This is a genomic window from Akkermansia massiliensis, assembly GCF_018847375.1.
Classification (GTDB): Bacteria; Verrucomicrobiota; Verrucomicrobiia; order Verrucomicrobiales; family Akkermansiaceae; genus Akkermansia; species Akkermansia massiliensis.
Genome location: NZ_CP072036.1, coordinates 1348295 through 1366253, shown reverse-complemented (window position 1 = coordinate 1366253; position 17959 = coordinate 1348295). Strand labels below are relative to the sequence as shown.

Annotated in this window: 13 protein-coding genes; 3 read left to right on the top strand and 10 right to left on the bottom strand. The window is 59.7% G+C overall.

The annotated features are described in order from the left end of the window. Positions 1–3: 3 nt before the first annotated feature. Both J5W70_RS05660 and J5W70_RS05655 read right to left on the bottom strand, forming a co-directional pair. Positions 4–732, bottom strand: a complete 729-nt coding sequence (locus J5W70_RS05660; RefSeq protein WP_022396894.1) for a type III pantothenate kinase — start codon at positions 730–732, stop codon at positions 4–6. A gap of 5 nt (positions 733–737) precedes the next feature. Beyond that, entirely contained in the window at positions 738–1865 is a 1128-nt protein-coding gene (locus tag J5W70_RS05655) for an MGDG synthase family glycosyltransferase (RefSeq protein WP_022396895.1), read from the bottom strand. 397 nt (positions 1866–2262) lie between these two features. On the opposite strand from J5W70_RS05655, the gene fmt reads away from it, so the two are divergent. Together fmt and J5W70_RS05645 are read left to right on the top strand one after the other, a co-directional pair. Further along, positions 2263–3207: a methionyl-tRNA formyltransferase gene (gene fmt / locus J5W70_RS05650; protein WP_022396896.1), complete on the top strand. Its 945-nt coding sequence runs from the start codon at positions 2263–2265 to the stop codon at positions 3205–3207. Continuing rightward, positions 3208–5214 (top strand): ATP-dependent helicase, encoded by a 2007-nt coding sequence (locus J5W70_RS05645; RefSeq protein ID WP_022396897.1) that lies wholly within the window; start codon positions 3208–3210, stop codon positions 5212–5214. Positions 5215–5276: 62 nt separating this feature from the next. On the opposite strand, the gene J5W70_RS05640 is transcribed toward J5W70_RS05645, so the two are convergent. The 4 genes from J5W70_RS05640 to J5W70_RS05625 form a co-directional block, all read right to left on the bottom strand. Beyond that, the gene (locus J5W70_RS05640; RefSeq protein ID WP_180973005.1) at positions 5277–5963 is read right to left on the bottom strand and encodes a PEP-CTERM sorting domain-containing protein; all 687 of its coding nucleotides are present in this window, start codon (positions 5961–5963) and stop codon (positions 5277–5279) included. Between the two features lie 478 nt (positions 5964–6441). After that, on the bottom strand, positions 6442–8736 hold the full coding sequence (locus tag J5W70_RS05635; RefSeq protein WP_022396899.1) for a sodium:solute symporter family transporter: 2295 nt from the start codon (positions 8734–8736) through the stop codon (positions 6442–6444). Between the two features lie 12 nt (positions 8737–8748). Then, complete coding sequence (galK, locus tag J5W70_RS05630; protein WP_215840622.1) at positions 8749–9927, bottom strand: galactokinase; 1179 nt, start codon at positions 9925–9927, stop codon at positions 8749–8751. A gap of 230 nt (positions 9928–10157) precedes the next feature. Continuing rightward, a complete protein-coding gene (locus tag J5W70_RS05625; protein WP_102721131.1) occupies positions 10158–11534 on the bottom strand; it encodes a sugar transferase in 1377 nt (458 codons plus the stop codon). A gap of 402 nt (positions 11535–11936) precedes the next feature. Between J5W70_RS05625 and J5W70_RS05620 the strand changes: the two genes are divergently transcribed. Then, the gene (locus J5W70_RS05620; protein ID WP_022396903.1) at positions 11937–12602 is read left to right on the top strand and encodes an RNA-binding protein; all 666 of its coding nucleotides are present in this window, start codon (positions 11937–11939) and stop codon (positions 12600–12602) included. Positions 12603–12860: 258 nt separating this feature from the next. Here the strand turns inward: J5W70_RS05620 and J5W70_RS05615 are convergent, their stop codons facing one another. The 4 genes from J5W70_RS05615 to J5W70_RS05600 form a co-directional block, all read right to left on the bottom strand. Then, positions 12861–13595 carry a L,D-transpeptidase family protein gene (locus J5W70_RS05615; protein WP_022396904.1) on the bottom strand — a complete coding sequence of 245 codons (735 nt, stop codon included), beginning with the start codon at positions 13593–13595 and terminating at the stop codon, positions 12861–12863. Positions 13596–13676: 81 nt separating this feature from the next. Then, a complete protein-coding gene (locus J5W70_RS05610; protein ID WP_146019374.1) occupies positions 13677–15572 on the bottom strand; it encodes a hypothetical protein in 1896 nt (631 codons plus the stop codon). A 17-nt stretch (positions 15573–15589) separates the two neighbouring features. Next, on the bottom strand, positions 15590–16021 hold the full coding sequence (locus J5W70_RS05605) for a hypothetical protein (protein ID WP_146019988.1): 432 nt from the start codon (positions 16019–16021) through the stop codon (positions 15590–15592). A gap of 53 nt (positions 16022–16074) precedes the next feature. Then, complete coding sequence (locus J5W70_RS05600; RefSeq protein ID WP_022396907.1) at positions 16075–17904, bottom strand: ABC transporter ATP-binding protein/permease; 1830 nt, start codon at positions 17902–17904, stop codon at positions 16075–16077. Positions 17905–17959: the final 55 nt, after the last annotated feature.

Genomic DNA, 17959 nt, shown 5'->3' with positions numbered 1-17959 from the left:
TCTTCAAAGATTAAGCACGGCAGCTATCCGCAAACCGTTCAGCGTAATATCCGGGTCCACATGGTCGATGCGCTCCACGCCCCTGGCGATCAGCGCGGCGTCCCCGCCCGTAGCCACCACGGCCGGGCGCGTGCCCAGCTCCTCCTCCAGCCGGGCCAGGATTTCCTTCACCAGCCCCCGGTAGCCGTACACGGCGCCGGACTGCATGGCCTCCACCGTACTGGTTCCGATGGCATGGGCGGGCTCCTGCGGGTCGATGGCGGGAAGAAGGGCGGTATTGCGCTCCAGGTAATCCCCCATGCTGGCAAGCCCTGGAGCAATGACGCCGCCCAGATAGGTGCATTGGGGGCCGATCACGTCAAAGGTCACCGCAGTGCCGAAGTCCACCACGACGCACGGGCAGCCGTAATAGGCCGCGGCGCCCACGGCGTTCGCCAGCCTGTCGGCTCCTATCTGGCGCGGGTGGGGGTAGTCGATGCCCACGCCCAGCCGGGAATCGCAGGAAAGGAAATGGCACGGCTTGCCTATCCAGTTTTTCAGCACCTCCCCCACGCGCGGCACTACGGAGCACACCACGGCGGCATCGTAATGGACGCCGGCCAGCACTTCATCCAGCCGTTCCTCGCTCACCTCCCGGGTGGGAATCATGTACCGTTCCGGCAGCAGGGCGTCCGGCGTGGAAAGCACGAACTTGGTGCGCGTATTGGAATTGTCGATCAGCAGATAAGTCACGGAAATCAGTTAGTACGTTCCTCCGCCAGTTTCAAGACCAAATCCGCTATCTTGCCGCTTCCCCCGGTCATCTCCGCCTTCACCAAATTTTCATGCATGCGCCTCCACGGCGCACCGCCTTCCTCTACCATCTCCCGCAAGGCGGCAGCCAGGGCACGGGCGTCCGGCACATGGCGGCCGCCGCCCAGTTTTTCCAGCAGGCGGGCGTTGCCCTCCTCCTGGCCCGGAAGAAGAAAGTTTACCAGCATGGGCCGTGCAGACGCCAGCACCTCATGCACGGTGGCCCCTCCCGCTTTCCCAACCACCACATGGCTGGCGGCGAGATAGAAGGGCACGCGGCGCGTCCAGCCGCGCACGGCCAGCCTATGCCCGTATCTGGCGCGCAAATCCCGGATATGGGGGTAAATGCGCCTGAACCGGCGGCCCAGGATGCAGGTGACGCGTATGGAGGGGTCCGCCTCCAGCATGGCCTCCAGCTCCGCGCGCGCATGCCGTGCGGAACGCTGGGCAAAATAAAGCACCCGGAACGGCTCGCCCGCCTTCCAGGAAACGGGGCACTCCCGCGCCAGCGCCCCCAGGCCGGGATTGACGGGGAATCCCGTGACGCGCACCCTGTCCGGAGGAAGCCCCTTCTCCACCATGATTTCCCGCGTCCAGGGGTCCGTCACGGCCCACAGGGGGGACTCCGAACACAGCCAGGACTTATTGATGACGAAGGAATCCGTCACAACGGTCAAGTACGGCACCGCGTTCCCCGTGCGGGCCGCCAGGGAATCCAGCATGTAGGGATACACCATGTACGTGCAGACCACGGCGTCCGGCTTCCAATCCCGCAGCAGCCGTTCCAGAAAACGCTCCACGGGAGCGAGCCCCTTGACGGGTTTTTCCGCCAGGTTGCGCTTGTCGCTCACCTCGTACATCAGCTTCCAGAGGCGGGGCAGGCGGGAAATAATCCACAGGTAGGCGGCGCGCGTCAGGCGGAACATCCGGGGCATCGCCTCCGCGCACAGGTCCGTCACGCGGACTTCCGCGCGCCCTGCGAGGGCATCCCGCACACCCCTGGCGGCGGAATTGTGCCCTTCCCCGTATCCCGCAGTCACGATCAGAATTCGCGGCAGCCTTCTCTTCTCCATGGGACAGGATATACCAGTATTCCAGTCAATCGGAAAGAACTTCTTGCAGGAAGACGGGCACGCCCGCAGAGCTTCTTCCGGCAGATCCGGCGCAGCGCCTGCCTTGACGGCAGGGGCCGGAAGAGCCTTGTTCCCGGCGGGGCAGCCAGCGGGAAACACGGAAAAACACCTTCCCGCGGACTGCGTGAAAACGCCCTGCCGGGAATGAAGGCCTCCCGGCCTTCATCATTGGATCCAATCCGGAATGAATCGAAGAGGTTTTGTCTGCAAGGGCCGAAAGGCCCCTGCGGCCCGCGGACGGAAAAGGACCGCAAAACAGCATTTGCACACCATTATTCCCCTCCCGAATCCGGATTTAACATTGACCTGCGCAGGCCGTCAGGGCAAGCTTTCAGCCATGCGCATCGTCTTCATGGGCACAGGCGACATTGCCATTCCCGCCTTCCGCAGCCTGGTCCGTAACTCGGACCTGGTAGGCCTGGTCACGCAGCCTGACCGCCCCGTCGGCAGGCACCAGGTGCTTACGGCTCCCGCTATCAAGAACATTGCCAGAGAAGCGGGCATTCCCGTGCTCCAGCCGCACTCCCTGCGGACTCCGGACGCGCTGATCAACCTTAAAAGGCTGAATCCGGACCTGATCGCGGTCATGGCGTACGGGCAGATCCTGAGCCAGGAGGTGATTGACATGGCGCCCATGGGCTGCATCAACGCCCATGCCTCCCTGCTGCCGCGCCACCGCGGAGCGGCCTGCATCCAGTCCGCCATCAAGTCCGGCGATTCCGAGACGGGAATCACCATCATGCACATCGTCAAAAAGCTGGACGCCGGGGACATCATCGCCCAGATCAGCACCCCGCTGGAAGGCACGGAAACCGGCGGCTCCCTGCACGACAAGCTGGCCCAGATGACGCCGGACGTATTGCTCCCAGCCATCCACGCCATTGAAAAGGGAACCGCCACACGCGTCCCCCAGAAGGAATTCCTGGCGACGTACGCTCCCAAGCTCCTGCGTGCGGACGGAAAGATTGACTGGACGCGCCCCGCAGAGGAAATCGGACGCATGATCCGGGCGTATGACCCGTGGCCCGGCACCTTCACCAATTACTGGAACCGCAAGAAGCGTATCCGCAACATGAAAATCTTTCCCGGCTTCTCCATCGTTCCGGAGGCGGAAGGGAAACCGGGCCAGGTGCTTTCCGCCGGAGAACAGGGGCTGCTGATCGCCTGCGGAAGCGGCGGCCTGCTGGTGACGAACGTCCAGCTTGAAGGAAGTACGCGCATGAACATCTCCCAGCTCATCGCCGGCCACCCGAATTTGAAAGACATCCATTTTGACGTGTAAATGGCCAAGTCCTTTTCCATGGAGAGCCTGAACGCGGCCCAGAGGAAGGCCGTACAGACCCTGCAGGGGCCCGTGCTGATCCTAGCCGGGGCCGGAACGGGCAAGACGCGCACCGTCACCTGCCGCATCGCCCACATGGTGGACCGCGGCATCAGCCCCAAAAGCATCCTGGCCGTGACGTTCACGAACAAGGCCGCCCTGGAAATGAGGGAGCGCGTAGGCCAGATGGTGGAACGGAAGGCGGCGCGCCAGATCATGGTGAGCACCTTCCATTCCCTCTGCGTGCGCATCCTGCGGGAGGACATAGGCCGGCTGGGGTACAAGACCAATTTCACCATTTACAGCGGTTCCGAGCAGAGCGGACTGATCCGGCGCCTGATCGTACGCCACGGCGGCATCACGGAAAAAATCACCCCCAAGGACGTGCTGTCCGCCATGAGCCGGATGAAGAATAGCGGCCTGGGCCTGGATTCCATTGAAGACAACCTGACGGCCAACATCGCCGCCTCCTACCAGCGGGAGCTTCAGGCGCAGAATTCCGTGGATTTTGACGACCTGCTGATTCTGGCGGACAAGCTGCTGAAGGAGCACCGGGACGTCAGGGAGGCGTGGCAGCAGCGCTTCCGCTATATCACCGTGGATGAGTTCCAGGATACCAACAGCCTCCAGATGAGCCTGCTGGGACATTTGGTGGGGCCCGCGCACAACGTCTGCGTGGTAGGCGACGACGACCAGTCCATCTACGGCTGGCGCGGCGCCCAGATCAGCAACATCCTGGAGTTCGAACGCTTTTTCCCGAACCCCGCCGTCATCAAGCTGGAGGAGAATTACCGCTGCACCGCCCCCATCCTGGACGCGGCCAACGCCCTGATCCGCCACAACCTGGGCCGGAGGGACAAGACGCTGCGCGCCCACAAGGGCGGCGGAGAAGCAGTGAGGCTGATTTCCATGCCCGGAGACGCGGAGGAAGCGGAGTTCATCATCACGGACATTGAAAACGTCCGCAGGCAGGAGGAGCGCCCCTGGGAGGATTTCGCCATCCTGTTCCGGGCCAACACCCAGAGCCGCATTATTGAACAGACGCTCCGGGAGCACAAGATTCCCTACCGCATGGTGGGGGCGCAGAGCTTCTTTGACCGCAAGGAGGTGAAGGACCTCATTTCCTACCTGGCGACCATCGAAAACCCGCAGGCTGACGAATACCTGCTGCGCATCCTCAATACGCCCCCGCGCGGCATCAGCGAGCTGACCAGCCACCTGGCCATCGACTGGAGCCGGGAACACGGCAACAGCGTATGGGCCGCCCTGCAGGACGACGAATTCCTGGCCACACTCTCCACCCGCGCCCGCAACAGCGTGCTGGAGTTCAACGACCTGATTGCCAGATACATCGACCTTTTCCAGGATAAGGAGACCGATTTTGGAGACGCCCTGGAACAGCTCATTGAAGAAACCGGATTCAGCGAGTACGTCACGCGCCTGTGCAAGACGGAGGCAGAAATCCAGAAGCGGCTGGTATCCATCGGGGACGTGAAAGCCTCCCTCCGCAACTTCTGGCAGCCCGGAAAAACCCTCCGGGACTATCTGGCCCAGGTCACTCTGGACAAGGAGGACAATGACGACGACGTGGAGAACAAGCCCGGCGTGTGCCTGATTACCATGCACGCCGCCAAGGGGCTGGAATTCCCGGTGGTGTACCTCGTGGGGCTGGAAGAAGGCATCCTGCCTCACAAGCGTTCCCTGGAAGACGGCAACTGTGACGAAGAACGCCGCCTGCTTTACGTGGGCATCACGCGCGCCCAGGAAAAACTCATGCTGACCTATTGCGCCACGCGCCTGCGCTACGGGGACCGCATGCCCTGCCAGCGTTCCTCCTTCCTGAGTGAAATTCCTCCCCACCTGATGGATTATTCCAAATGGGAGGATCTCATGAATGCGGAAGCGACGGAAGAGGAGTCCGGAAACTTTTTCGACTCCCTCCGCAGCATGCTTCTGGAAGATGAATAAAAGACAGCCGGGTGTTTCACCGGCTGCCTTTAAACCATGAGTTATTTTTTACCGGGACAGGTTTAACGGGAACGGCGGCGGCGCATCAGCAGGGCCGCCAGTCCAAAAAGGCTGAGGGAAGCCGTGGCCGGTTCCGGAACAGCCAGGCTCGGCATTCCGTCCCTGACTGCCAGGGCGGACATTCCGTAGTCGCCGGCCAGGGAAAGCAGGCTGTCGGAGAAGTCCATCGTGACCGAAGAGCTGGGATTGAAAGAAGAATTGGTTTCAAACTGCCAGGTCAGCATGAACGTACCGCTGGAAAGCAGGGTAGCCAGGCTACCGCCGCTGATATGAAGCAGATCCACTACCTGCCCGTTGGAGCCGGCCAGATAGATATTCTTGACGTTGATACCGGTACCGGTCAGGTTCACGGGGCTGTTCGTTCCCCACGTGGCCACATTTGCCAAGCCGCTTATGGTGAACACGGAAGACATCGTATAGGAACTATTGGCCTGAAATCCGGTGACGCTAACGTCACCGGGGGCGACGAGGCCTCCCACCCCAAGAACCAGGGTCTCATTCCACCCGCGGGTGGTCTTGGCGGCATCCAGGTCATAGCCGTAAGCCTGCTTCCACATGTTCAGGCCGCCGGTCCCGATCGTGTGCGTACCGTACATGTTGCTGTTGGTAGCCTGCACTCCTCCGAGCAGACCGCCGGAGATGTTATACGTAACCTGAATCGCGGACGCCGTACCGTCCGTAGCTTTCATGGAATTGCCGGTCGTGCGGTTGCCACTTGTCATTGTACCGCTTGCCAAATTCCACGGAGCGGAATAGGTGTTCGAACTTTCGCCGAACGAAACCATTGTCGTTTTCCCCCATCCCGGTGCGGAGCACAGGAGAGCAAGGAGCGACATTATACATAAACGCATTTTCATATCATCAACAGAGATGGAGTTTTTCCGTTTGCTTATATCCTGTTGACGTCTTTCCTTTGATTGACGATCAACAAGGGATTTGACTCGAACCCGCCTCCCAGGTTCACACGATAGATGAAAAAAAAGTCCCATTTTTTCAATTTCACACGCAATTCGTTTAGATACAACAAGAAAGCATTTGTCATCCGTTTTGACATCCTTTTCCGCTCCAAGGGCTTCAGGGCAGGTTCATCCTCCTTTCCGGGCACAAAAAATCCCCCCCGGTCCGGACCGGAGGGATTGAAAAACACAGGCTTAACGCCCCTGCCCGTTACCAGAAGATGATGTACAGGGCAACCGTCGCGGCAATCACGAACCAGCCGAATATCTTGGCGCGTGAAGAGGACTGGAGGGCCACCACGCCTCTATCGGGCAGCACGATGGACTGTCCGCCGCGGGCGGCGTTCACTGCCGTGAAGATGAAGCCGATGATCACCACCGTAATAAAGCACACGGCCATGCGGTTCAGGAAGGCCATTTCCGGCTGCCATATCTTCAAGGCTCCGTACAGGAGGGCATTGATGACAATACCCAGCCAGCCGAAGATGCGCGGGCACTTGGGCACGAAGAAGCCGAAGAGGAACACACACAGGGCGCCAGGACTCAGGAAGCCCTGGAATTCCTGGATGAAGTTGAAGATTCCTCCGAAAGCCGGGCTGTCCAGGAACGGCGCAATGCACAGCGCAATCACGGCGCACACCAGCAGGCCGATCTTGCCAACAGTAACAAGCTCCGTGGGCTTCGCGTTCCTGCGCAGCTTGTTGTAAATGTCCATCGTAAAGATGGTGGAGGCGGAGTTCAGCATGGACGCCAGGGAAGACACCACCGCGCCGAAGAGTGCGGCAAGCACAAACCACGTCCAGCCCGTGCCGGGCAGCAGCTTCCTGATCAGCGTGCCGAAGGCGGAGTCATAGTCAAAGCCCACCAGGGTATCCGTCAAATAATAGTTGTCCGAGTTGTCTACGGCCGGCTTGATGATCTTGCTGTTAAGCGAGGCGATCTTTTCCACGAACGGAGCGCGTTCCGCCAGAGTAGTCTGGTCATTGGCGGCATCCGCCTTCAGATCGGCGCAGGCCTGTTTCAATTCGGCCATGACCTCGCCGCCAACCTTCATCACCTCCGCGTTATGCAGGGCGTGGGCGCAGCCTTCTTCCACGTTTTCCACCAGGAAGCTGTCCGTAAGCTTGTAGATGACGGGACGGCCCTTGACGGCCTCGGGATTTTCCGCCTTGCGGATTTCCGCCGCATACTTCACTTCTGCCTGTTCCTTCAGGTCATTGCGGTACAGGTTGTAGGCCAGAATGCCGGGAACCACCACCACAAACGGAATGATGAGCTTGAGGAACGCGGCGAACACGATGCCCATCTGGCCTTCCGCCAGAGACTTGGAAGCCAGCGTACGCTGCATGATGTACTGGTTCAGGCCCCAGTAGAAGAAGTTGGGAATCCAGAGACCCAGGCAAAGGGCCGTCCACGGGATTTCCGCATCGTCAGCAGGGCGGATCATGTGGAGCTTGCCGCCCACGGTATTCACGCCGCTGGCCGCATCGCCGGAGTTGAGTTCAAAGAAGCGCGTCACCCCGTGCCAGAGGCTGTCCGAGGGATTTCCCAGGGAAGCGACCGTTGCGCCGGAATTGGCGGCGGCAGACTGCACCAGATGGTTCGGGTCCGCACCGCTCAGCGCCATCAGGGCAAAATATGCCACCACGCCGCCGCCTACAATCAGGGCGGCGCCCCAGAACAGGTCCGTCCAGGCGCAGGCTTTCAAACCGCCCACGAACACGTATACCGTAGCACAGAAGGCAATGATGATGCAGCCCACGGTGATGTTGCCGAAGTCAATGCCCATGGCAGTGTACCCCGTAAAGAACACGGAGATAACCTTGGCGCCGGCGTAAATCACGCCCGCAGTCGGCACGCCCACCAGAATCAGCAGCGTAGCAATGGCCATGAGGGAACGCGCCAGCGTATTATAGCGGTATTCCAGGAATTCGGGAATGGTGTATACACCGCCCTTCAGCAGCTTGGGAAGGAAGCAGAAGGCCACGACTACCAGCGTGATGGCGGCCAGCCATTCATACCCGGCGATCGCCATGCCAACCCAGTTGGCGGCCTTGCCGGACATCCCCACAAACTGTTCCGTGGAAATGTTGGCGGCGATCAGGGAGAAGCCTACCAGCCACCAGGTCAGGCCGCGGCCGGCCAGGAAGTAGTCTGAAGCGCCTTTGGTCTTCTTTTCTTCCTCCGTTTCCTCAGGATCACGGCTTTTCCAGATGCCCAGGGCGATTACGCCCACCACAACCACACAGAACAGGATGACTTCCGTTATGGAAAGGGGGGCTGTCTTGGGTTCAGCGGAGGCTTCCGGAGCTGTCTGGGAGGCGACGGCGGCGGGGGCCGCCGGCTGAAGTTCCGCAGCCGGCTGTGCTTCCGCAGCGGGGGTCACGGCCGGAGCGGCCAGGGCGGGCTGCGCATCAGCCGCCGGTGCGGGCACGGAGCCCTCCTGGGCGGAAACGCCCCACGTCATCAGGGCCAGAGCCCCGAATATGGTTGCTAGTGTTCTCATAATCAGTATGGATTAAGCTTGGTACAGGACACGGGCGCCTTCTCCGGCACAGGTCACAAGGTAAGTGGTTTCAATGCCCGTTTCCTGACAGTAGCCGTCCAGAAGCTCGCGGGCCACCTTGTCCACGTCTTCCGTCTTCACCAGGGCCACGATGCACCCGCCGAAGCCGCCGCCCGTCATGCGCGCGCCGTAAATGGAGGATGCGGAAGGAATGCGGTCGCAGAGGGAAACCAGGGTATCCACTTCCGCGCAGGAAACTTCATAATCGTCACGCAGGGAGGCGTGGCTGCCGCGCATGGCTACGCCGGCTTCATCCCAGTCGCCGCGGGCAAGGGCGTTCGCAAAGGCGTTTACGCGGGCGTTTTCACCAATGACGTGGCGGGCGCGGCGGTAGCGCACGTCGCCAAGCTGTTCCTTGAAGGATTCCAGCAGCTCCAGCGTGGCTTCCCGCAGGGAGGGCACGCCCATGATGGCGGAGGCTTCCTCGCACTGCTTGCGGCGCTGGCCGTAGGCTCCGTCCGCCAGGGAGTGCTTCACGGCGCTGTCCAGCACCAGCACGGAGACGGACTCGTTGTTCATCGGCACCAGTTCATATTCCAGCGTGGCGCAGTCCAGCTTGAGGGCCATGCCCTTCTTTCCGTTGGCGGAAATAAACTGGTCCATGATACCGCAGGGAACGTTCACGAATTCATGTTCCACGGCCTGGCCGATCAAGGCCACTTCCTTGGGATCAATTTCAACCCCGGCGAAGGCGGCAAGCGCCGTGCAGACGGAAACTTCAAGAGCGGCGCTGGAGGAAAGGCCGCCGCCGCGGGGCACGTTGCTGTCAATCAGCATGTCCACCGGCCCGATTTCTATGCCGCGCCTGTGCAGGTTGGCCAGGACGCCGCGGACGTAGTTGGACCAGAACGGATCGCCGGGAACCAGGGCGTCCTCCACCGCAATTTCATGGATCTGGTCGCCCAGGGAGCCGCAGAAGCGGTGCTTGCCCACGGGGGAGGGAGCCACAGCCACAACACAGTGGTTATCAAGCGCCATGGGCATCACAAAGCCATTATTATAATCCGTGTGCTCACCGATGAGGTTCACACGCCCCGGCGCCGCAGCCACGTGAGTCGGCTCCTGACCGAAATACTCGATGAAATACGGAGTCACCGTTTCTTTAGAGATTTCTCGCTGAACTAAATCCATAGTGGGCTGATTCTGCCCCATCCCTTTCCGCACCTCAAGGTTAAAGTCTCCGCCCCGCAACAATTTTCTTCATTTTCAACCAAATATTCCAAGCACCCGTTGCCAGCCGTCCGCATTCCTTTCAAAAACGGGCCTGCACCGGCCTGCCACGAGGCGCCAGCCCCCTCCAAATCCCGTTGCAAACGACGGCCTCCGGCTTGCATTTCAGGGATGCGGGGAAAGGCGGAGCGTCACTTCGCCCCGCGGGCGAACAGCACCGCCGGGACAGTTTTCAGGAGCAGTTTGACATCCAGCCACAGGGACCAGTTGTCAATGTACTCCATGTCCAGCTCCACCAGTTTTTCAAATTCCCGGATGTTGCTGCGCCCGGCTATCTGCCAGTACCCCGTCACCCCGGGCAAAACGCTCAGCCTGCGGCGGTGGGCGTCACTGGTAAAGGCCTCCGTCTCATAAACGGGGAGCGGCCGCGGCCCCACCAGGCTCATTTCCCCTTTCAGCACGTTGATGAGCTGGGGAAGTTCGTCTATGCTGAATTTGCGCAGGAAGCGGCCGAAGGGGAAGATGCGAGGGTCATGCTCCAGCTTGAAGATGGGGCCGTTCATGTCGTTGCCGTAACTGGCCTTCACCTCATCCAGCCTCTTGTCCGCATCCCGGTACATGGTGCGGAATTTCCACATGCCGAATTCCCGGCCATACAGGCCGGAACGCTTCTGGCGGTAGAAGACGGGACCGCGGTCAGACAGCTTGATGCCTACGGCCGCCAGCACCCACAGGGGGAACGTGCCCACCAGAAGCAGGAGCGCGCCCACCCAGTCCAGTATCTTTTTCAACTGCCAGGAGGTGGTGTAGGGAATGGGGGTGGACTTGTACACCAGCATTCTGGTTCCTCCCAGCACGCCAAAATAGGTTTTATGCACGTCGGGCATGCTCACTACCATGCTCGCGTAAAAATCCACTCCCATCTTGCCGCACAGCTCCACCAGGCACCGCGCCACGGCGGAGTCCACCTCCTCCGGAAGAAACACCACCTTGCTGATGCAGCCCTTGATCAGCAAATTCCTGACCTCCGCGCGGTCCACCTCTTCCGGAGCCATCACCAGCAGTTCATCCTTGAAGTCCACATGGTCGCTTTCCAGCATCTTGCGGAACTCCTTCACATGGTCCGGAATGCCCACCACCAGCGTGGGGGCCTCCTCCACCAGCCTCTTTTCCGCCCGGAACCGGCTGATGCGCAGCCAGAGGGCGCCCAGGAACGTGAGCAGATAGGCCAGGGTCTGGACAATAATGTTCGCGGAAAAGGGAACAAAGTACTTCCACGTCACTACGCTCAACACCACAAAACAGGCGTACGCCATGACAAACCGCCGGATGCTTCCGCCCAGCGTCATGCACCGGTAGTAAACGCCCAGCTGGTCACAGCAGACATACAGCAGCAGGGACATCGTCAGCGGCGTCAGCACCAGCGTGCGCAGCCGCCACGGTTCCGGAGCCACCCCCATCCATTGCCACGAAACGAACCCGACAACGAAGAAGATGACGAATGCGAGGATGGAAACGACAATTTTATTGATCCCGTAGGTAGTACGGTCTGCATTTTGAATCAGCATCGAGAGAGAGTGTAAGTTAGTCGGCACTTAAAGTGCGCTGTCCCGGTCTTTTTGTCAAGTTGCATGCTCACCCTGCCGCTTTCCGCCCGGAATAATGCGCCCTTCCGGACGGTCTTCCTGTCTCCGGACGGGCGGAAAGCCCAAAATGACGGTATACCGGCTTGCAAGAATCCGGCTCCCTGTGCATTGGTATACGCGTCAATCGACCGGACTGGTACCGCACCTAGCCTGATCGCCCCCCTATCAGACCACGCATGGACCGTTGATCGGGGCACGGGGCATCCTTACTCCTGGCTTTTCTCATGGTAGCGGAACGTCCCGGCGATTTTCCGGATGGAACTTACTGCGTACAGCGATAAATCCGGCATGACACCAACATAATCATCAACTTAGAATATAAGTATGTCACAGCACAACACACAGGGAAGACAGGGCCAGGGAGCCCGTCGCCGCTATAACAAGGGCGGACGCTCCTATGGCAATGACCGCCGGGATTCCAGCGGCTACCGTCCCAAGTATAAAAAAGAAGCACCTGCCAAACTCTCCTTGTGGCAGCGTTTCCTGGGCCTCTTCGGCATCCGCCCGGCCAAGAACAACAAACCCGCCGCCAGGGATAAAGCCGCCGCCAAAACCAATACCCGCGTGGCCCGTAACAGGCAGGAGCGCGTTTCCGCTCCCAAGCAGCCCGTCTCCAACCGCAGGCTTTACGTGGGCAACCTTTCCTATGAAGCGACGGAAAGCGACCTTGAAGACGTGTTCAAGGGCATCGGGGAAGTCAGCTCCGTGGAAATCATTTACAACCCCCGCACCCACAAGTCCAAGGGCTATGCCTTTGTGGAAATGAAGAAGATGGAAGATGCCGTCCGTTCCGTGGACATCCTCCACAACCAGCCCTTCATGGGCAGGAACCTGCTGGTCAGCGGCGCCAATGAACGCCAGGAACAGTCCCGGCAGCCCCGCGAAACCCGCGAGCCCCAGGAAGAACAGGTTTCCATGGAGGAAGTGAAGGAAACCTCCACTCCCCTGCTCCAGCCGGAAGCTTCCGCTCCCCAGGCCCAGGAACAATAACCGTTTTATCATGCAGAAGCCGGCCTTTGGAAAAAGGCCGGCTTCTTGCGTTTACAGGACGACGCGTTTTATCCCTCTTTCACAAAATCCTCTTTCGCCCTCCGCCTTCTCTTTCCGGAAAACCTTCGGCCTCGCCCCGGTCAAAAACGTGCAAAACCATGCAGCCCACACGCTTGCGCCTATGCCGCCACGGACTGGAAAAACTTGAAGCCCCGTGTCCCCCTTCCCGGCGACGGAATGAGAAAAGGACCATGACCGTCACGGCAATCCCCAGGCTCCGCGCAGGCGCAGGTATTCCTTGGCGGGCAACAGGATGTAAAGGGGATGCCGGGAGGGGTCCAGCCATGCGATCATGGCTCTCAAATTTTCCTCGCTCATGGCGGTGCACCCCGCCGTGGGAGCTCCTCCATCCCTGCGCCAGATATGGAAGAAGATGGAGGAACCGGCCCCCGGCACGGGTTTTTCCCGTCCGGATGCGGCATTATGCCGGATGAACAGTTTCAGGCTGTGGGCGTAATCGTTCAGCTTCATCTGCTGCTTGAACTCCCACGGCGTGACGGGGTCATGCTTCAGCACGAAGTGCTGGTTGTACAGTGGAGAAGCGGGATCATCCACCCACATGTCCCGCGGCGTGATGCGGCGGTACGGCATGGAACGCTTCTTCTGCGGAACGGGAACGGTGCCATACACGCCCCCCAGCTCAAAGATGCCGGCGGGAGAGCGCAAGTCCCCCTCCTTCTTCACCGGACCGCCGGAGGGAGGCATGCTGACGCCCCTGCCCCACACCAGACCGGACTTTCCCAGACGCGCCGGAAACGGACCTTTCACCATCACCCAGCCGCGCGGCCCCTTCTCCAGAAGGCTCAATTGCACATGGGAGCTGTTCCAGCCGTCCGCGGAACCCACAATCACCTGGCTGCAATCCGCGGGAAGAGCCGCGGCCGAAAAACAGAACGCCGCCAGCATGCACAAACACAGGTATACTGCCTTCATGGGCCGTAGCATAACGGCGCCGCTCCGGAAAAAAAGCAAATACTCCGTCTCCGCAGCCGCACCGCTGAACGGAAAACTTCCCTAGTTCAGCGGAAGAACCTCGTTCAACAGGGATTCGATGCCTTCCTTGGCAAAGCGGGAATACAGGTACAGCTTTTTGGCCTCCATGTACTTGCCCAGGGCGGAACCTACTTCTCCCGCGTTCCTGCACTTTTCCGCATCATTCAGCAGGTTCACCAGGGTACTCGCCTTCGTCGTCAGGTCCAGATACTGGGCGTTCAATTCCTGGTCATTGATGAACAGCTCCTGGTCCTTGGAACGGAGCTGCTGGAGTTCCTCCCAGGCGCCGTACACGTCCTGCATGGCTTCGCGCTGGCGCGCCGCGCCCAGAGCCCGTTCAATAACGGCCATCTTGCCAAGGTCTTCCACAAACTGCTTCTGGAGTTCCGGATCATCCTTCACCAGAACGGCGAATTCATGCTGGTTGTCAAAGATGCGGCGGTAATTCTTATTCTTGTGGAAGCGCTTGAAGTCCTCCAGCGCGTGGGACTGCTGACCGGCGGCCATCATGGCGTTCCGCAGCGGAAGAAGGCGGGGGTTCTTGGGCCAGATTTCAATGGCGCTCTTCAGGCATTCCTCCAGCTTGGCCCGGTCACCTCTGGCGAGGGCTTCCTGGCCCTGGGCGATATAGGCGTCACTGGCGAACACGGCGGCGCTGATGGCGGATTCCGCACGGCCCGTGCTGAAATCCCGGGAGGTCTTCTTGAGGTTTTCCACCAGGGTGAGGGCTTCCTCGTAATCCTTGCCGTTCATCAGCTCAAACAGCTTCTCCACGTCCCGCTTGAAGGCGTACAGCTTCTGCTTCTTTTCATACGGGAACGTGTTCACGGCGGGCATGAACTCCCCGATCAGCAGCGCCTCATTCAACCGTTCCAGGGCATCCACGTAATGATGGGAATCAACCAGGTTGTTCACGGCCTTCATGTGGCGGTCGGAATCACGGGCCAGCTCCCGGGAAAGGTTGTCCAGAATGGCGACGGTGGGCGGGGTGCCCAGCGTTCCGCTGAACATCTTGGCGGCGTCCGAATTCTTGTCCAGCCGCAGCTTGGTATCCCCGTCATTGAACAGGCGGCTGTAAATGCCGCAGCCTATGGAAACATGGTCAAAGCGCCGCTGAGCGAATAACTGAACCAGCGTGGACTGGAAAACGATCTTCGCTTCCGTCACCGTCAGCACCTGTTCACTCTCCAGCTTCAGCTTGCGGGCCTCCATTTCCACCATGCGCTTTTCCAGGTACTTGTAGCGTGGGTTGTTCTTGGCCGGATTATTGGCAGAAGTGCCCTTTTTCCCGCCCTTCTGGTTGGAGGGAGAGCCGGAGCTGGTGGTCACGCCGCTCTCCATGAGGCTCATTTTCTGGGCATTGCTGCGTATTTCCCTCTCCATCGCTTCAAGCATCTTCCCCTTGTTCTTTCCATTGCTCTTGGCCTGCCATGCGGTGTAGATAGCCTGGCAGAGGGCATCGGAAACGCCACCGTCCAGCGGATTGCTGGAGGCGGCGGTCAGCAGGTCCACCACCTGCCGCACCACGTTGTCCGCCATCAGCTTTTCCTTGCGCATGGAAAGCGTCTCATGAAGCTTTTCAAAAATCTTCTGGTATTCCTTCGCATCCTCCGTGCTTTCCTCCGGCTGGCTCAGGTACTTATTGAAGCGCGCCTCAATTTCCCGGAAACTGCCCATGTTCAGCGTTGTTCCGTTGATGGTCACGGTGCCGTCCTGGGGATTCAGGAAAGGAATTTCATTGCCGTACAGGGACTTGGCATCTCCCTGCCGGGAAGGCTGGTAGGCATTCGGCTGCGCGGCAGGCGGGGAGGAAGGGGGCGCGGCAGGCGCACCGCCGCCGGAAGCGGGGGGATTGTACATCATCTGCCCCAATGCGGGAACCGCGCAGGCCAGGGTCAGGAGAAAGCAGCTTTTCATGGGGCGGGGAAGGTTGTTCATTTAGGCTGAATGGATGTGGCTACGCATACGCCGCGCACCTTCGGATTGACGTCTTCCACCCGGAACTCTATTCTGTATTGCTGGTCCCGGTTGATGTTCAGTCCGTTCCTGGCTTCCGCAGAAACACAGACGGGAATAATGTACTCACGACCGGAAGCGTCCCTGTACAAAAAGGAAATCAGCTCGGACTCGCCGCGCGGAAAACGGTCGATCACCGTTCCGTCCAGCGCATAGTTGTTATTGGAAAGCTGGGAGGCGTTCGCCGCCAGGATATCCAGCGGAATATCCGACCCCGCCTGCGGCTTCTCCCTAGCACGGAACACGACAAACGCCACGATGACGGCCAGCACAAGAACAGCCGCGCCGGCCATCAGCATCGGCGTGGATGATGAGGAACTCTTCTTTTTTGCTGCACGTCGTCTCGCCATAACTTTTGATGGAAAAAGTATATAACGAACTCCGTGCAAGTGCACGCATTAAATTACAGCTCCCAGCGCGAGCGTCGGATTCCCGCGTAGGAAGCCGCAATGCCGCATGCAACATGCACGCCCAGAACAATGTAACAGGTCAGCGCGGGCGTCAGGTCCGTATCCAGCACATTCTTGACGGCGTTGTACACGTCAGATTTCAGGGCGGAGATGCTGCCGGACCACGCCCAGTATGCGGAAATGAAGGGCCGTATGAAGCCCTCCACCTGTTCCGGAAGGGCCAGCACCGCTCCGGAAAGGGGAAGCTGGAAGCCCACCAGGTAAATGCTCAGGAGGGAGGCCTGGTCCGCACTCCGGGCCAGGGAGGAAATGCCCAGGCATACAAAGGTCATGGCGGCATCCGCCAGAATCAGGAACAGCAGGTGCGTCAGGCCCCCGCCGCGGTCCCAGAAGAAGTCCACAAAGGCGAACATCCAGACGGACTGCACCAGCACCAGAACGCTCAAGTAGGCCAGCTTGCTCCCCAGGTACGCGGAGGGCCTCATTCCCGCGTATTTCTCCTTTTCCATGATGGCCCGTTCTCCGGCCACCTCCCGGGCGGCATTGTTGGAACCCATCAGGCCCAGCAGAATCACCTCGAACATGATGATGCCGGAGACAGCGGAACCCGTCTTCATGTTCAACTGCTGGGCTTCCATGTCCTTCTGGATGGTCTGGACGTCCTGCGTGGCGGAAAGGCCCACGATCTGCCCGGTCCCCTTGTCCGTGAACATGGCTACCAGCACCGGGAACAGCAGCACCATCACCAGTTGAAGAACCAACTGGGAACGGTCGCGGAAAAAGATGCGCCAGCGCCGTCCCAGCAGGCAGAAGAACTGCGTGAAGAATCCCGGAACCTCCGGAATGGCTTCCGCCGCGGCCTCCGGGGAATTCCCGTTCCCTTCCGCAGGCGCAGTTTCCCCGGAATCGCTCCGCACGGCGTCCCCCTTTTCCGTTCCGGGTTCCTCGGGAGCCTTCTCCGCCTCCACATTGCTGCGGACGGCATCAGGGTCCGGCAATTCTCCGGAAAGAATCTTCTTCTCCCTTTCCTGTTCCAGGCGGGAATAATAGGAATCCCGGTGCTTGCCCCACGAACGGCACCAGGAGGGTCCTTCACGGTCCTGAAGCTTCGGATAAATCTCTTCCAGCGAGGAAACGCCGAAGTAATGCAGCATCGTCTTCGGAGAACCGTGATAGGCCACGCAGCCCTGGTGCATGACCAGGATGGAATCATACATGTCCAGGTGGGAAAGGCTGTGCGTGACGGAAATGACGATGCGGCCTTCCGAACGGGAGATTTCATGCAGGAGGTCCACAATATCGTGCTCGGACCTCGGGTCCAGGCCGGACGTCACCTCATCGCAAATCAGCAGACGCGGATTGGACACCAGCTCCATGGCCAGCGCCAGGCGGCGCTTCTGGCCGCCGGAAAGAATCTTCACATCCCGGTCCGCAATCCCCTCCATCCCCGTTACCTCCAGGGCATTGTCAATGCTGTCGTCCAAATCGTCCACGGAATCGAACCGGCAGCGGAGCCTGGCGGCGCTCTCCACGTTCTCATCCACGCTCAACTGGTCATAGGCAATGCTGAACTGGGGAACGAACCCGATTTCCGACGGCTCGAAGTCCTCTTCCGCCAAATCATGGCCGTTCCAGAAAAAACGTCCGTCCGTTTCCGCAATCATGCCCGCAATCGCCTTTAACAAGGTGGTCTTTCCACAACCGGAAGGGCCAACAACAGCCATAAAATGCCCGCGAGGCACATTAAAACTAACATTGTCCAATAATTTCAAAGGACCATCCGGTGTTTCTATTTCATATGTAATGCCGTCCGCCTGCAACATGGTTCTTTTACTCTAGCGTATCAACTTCCGCATCATCAAGGAAAATCGGGCATCA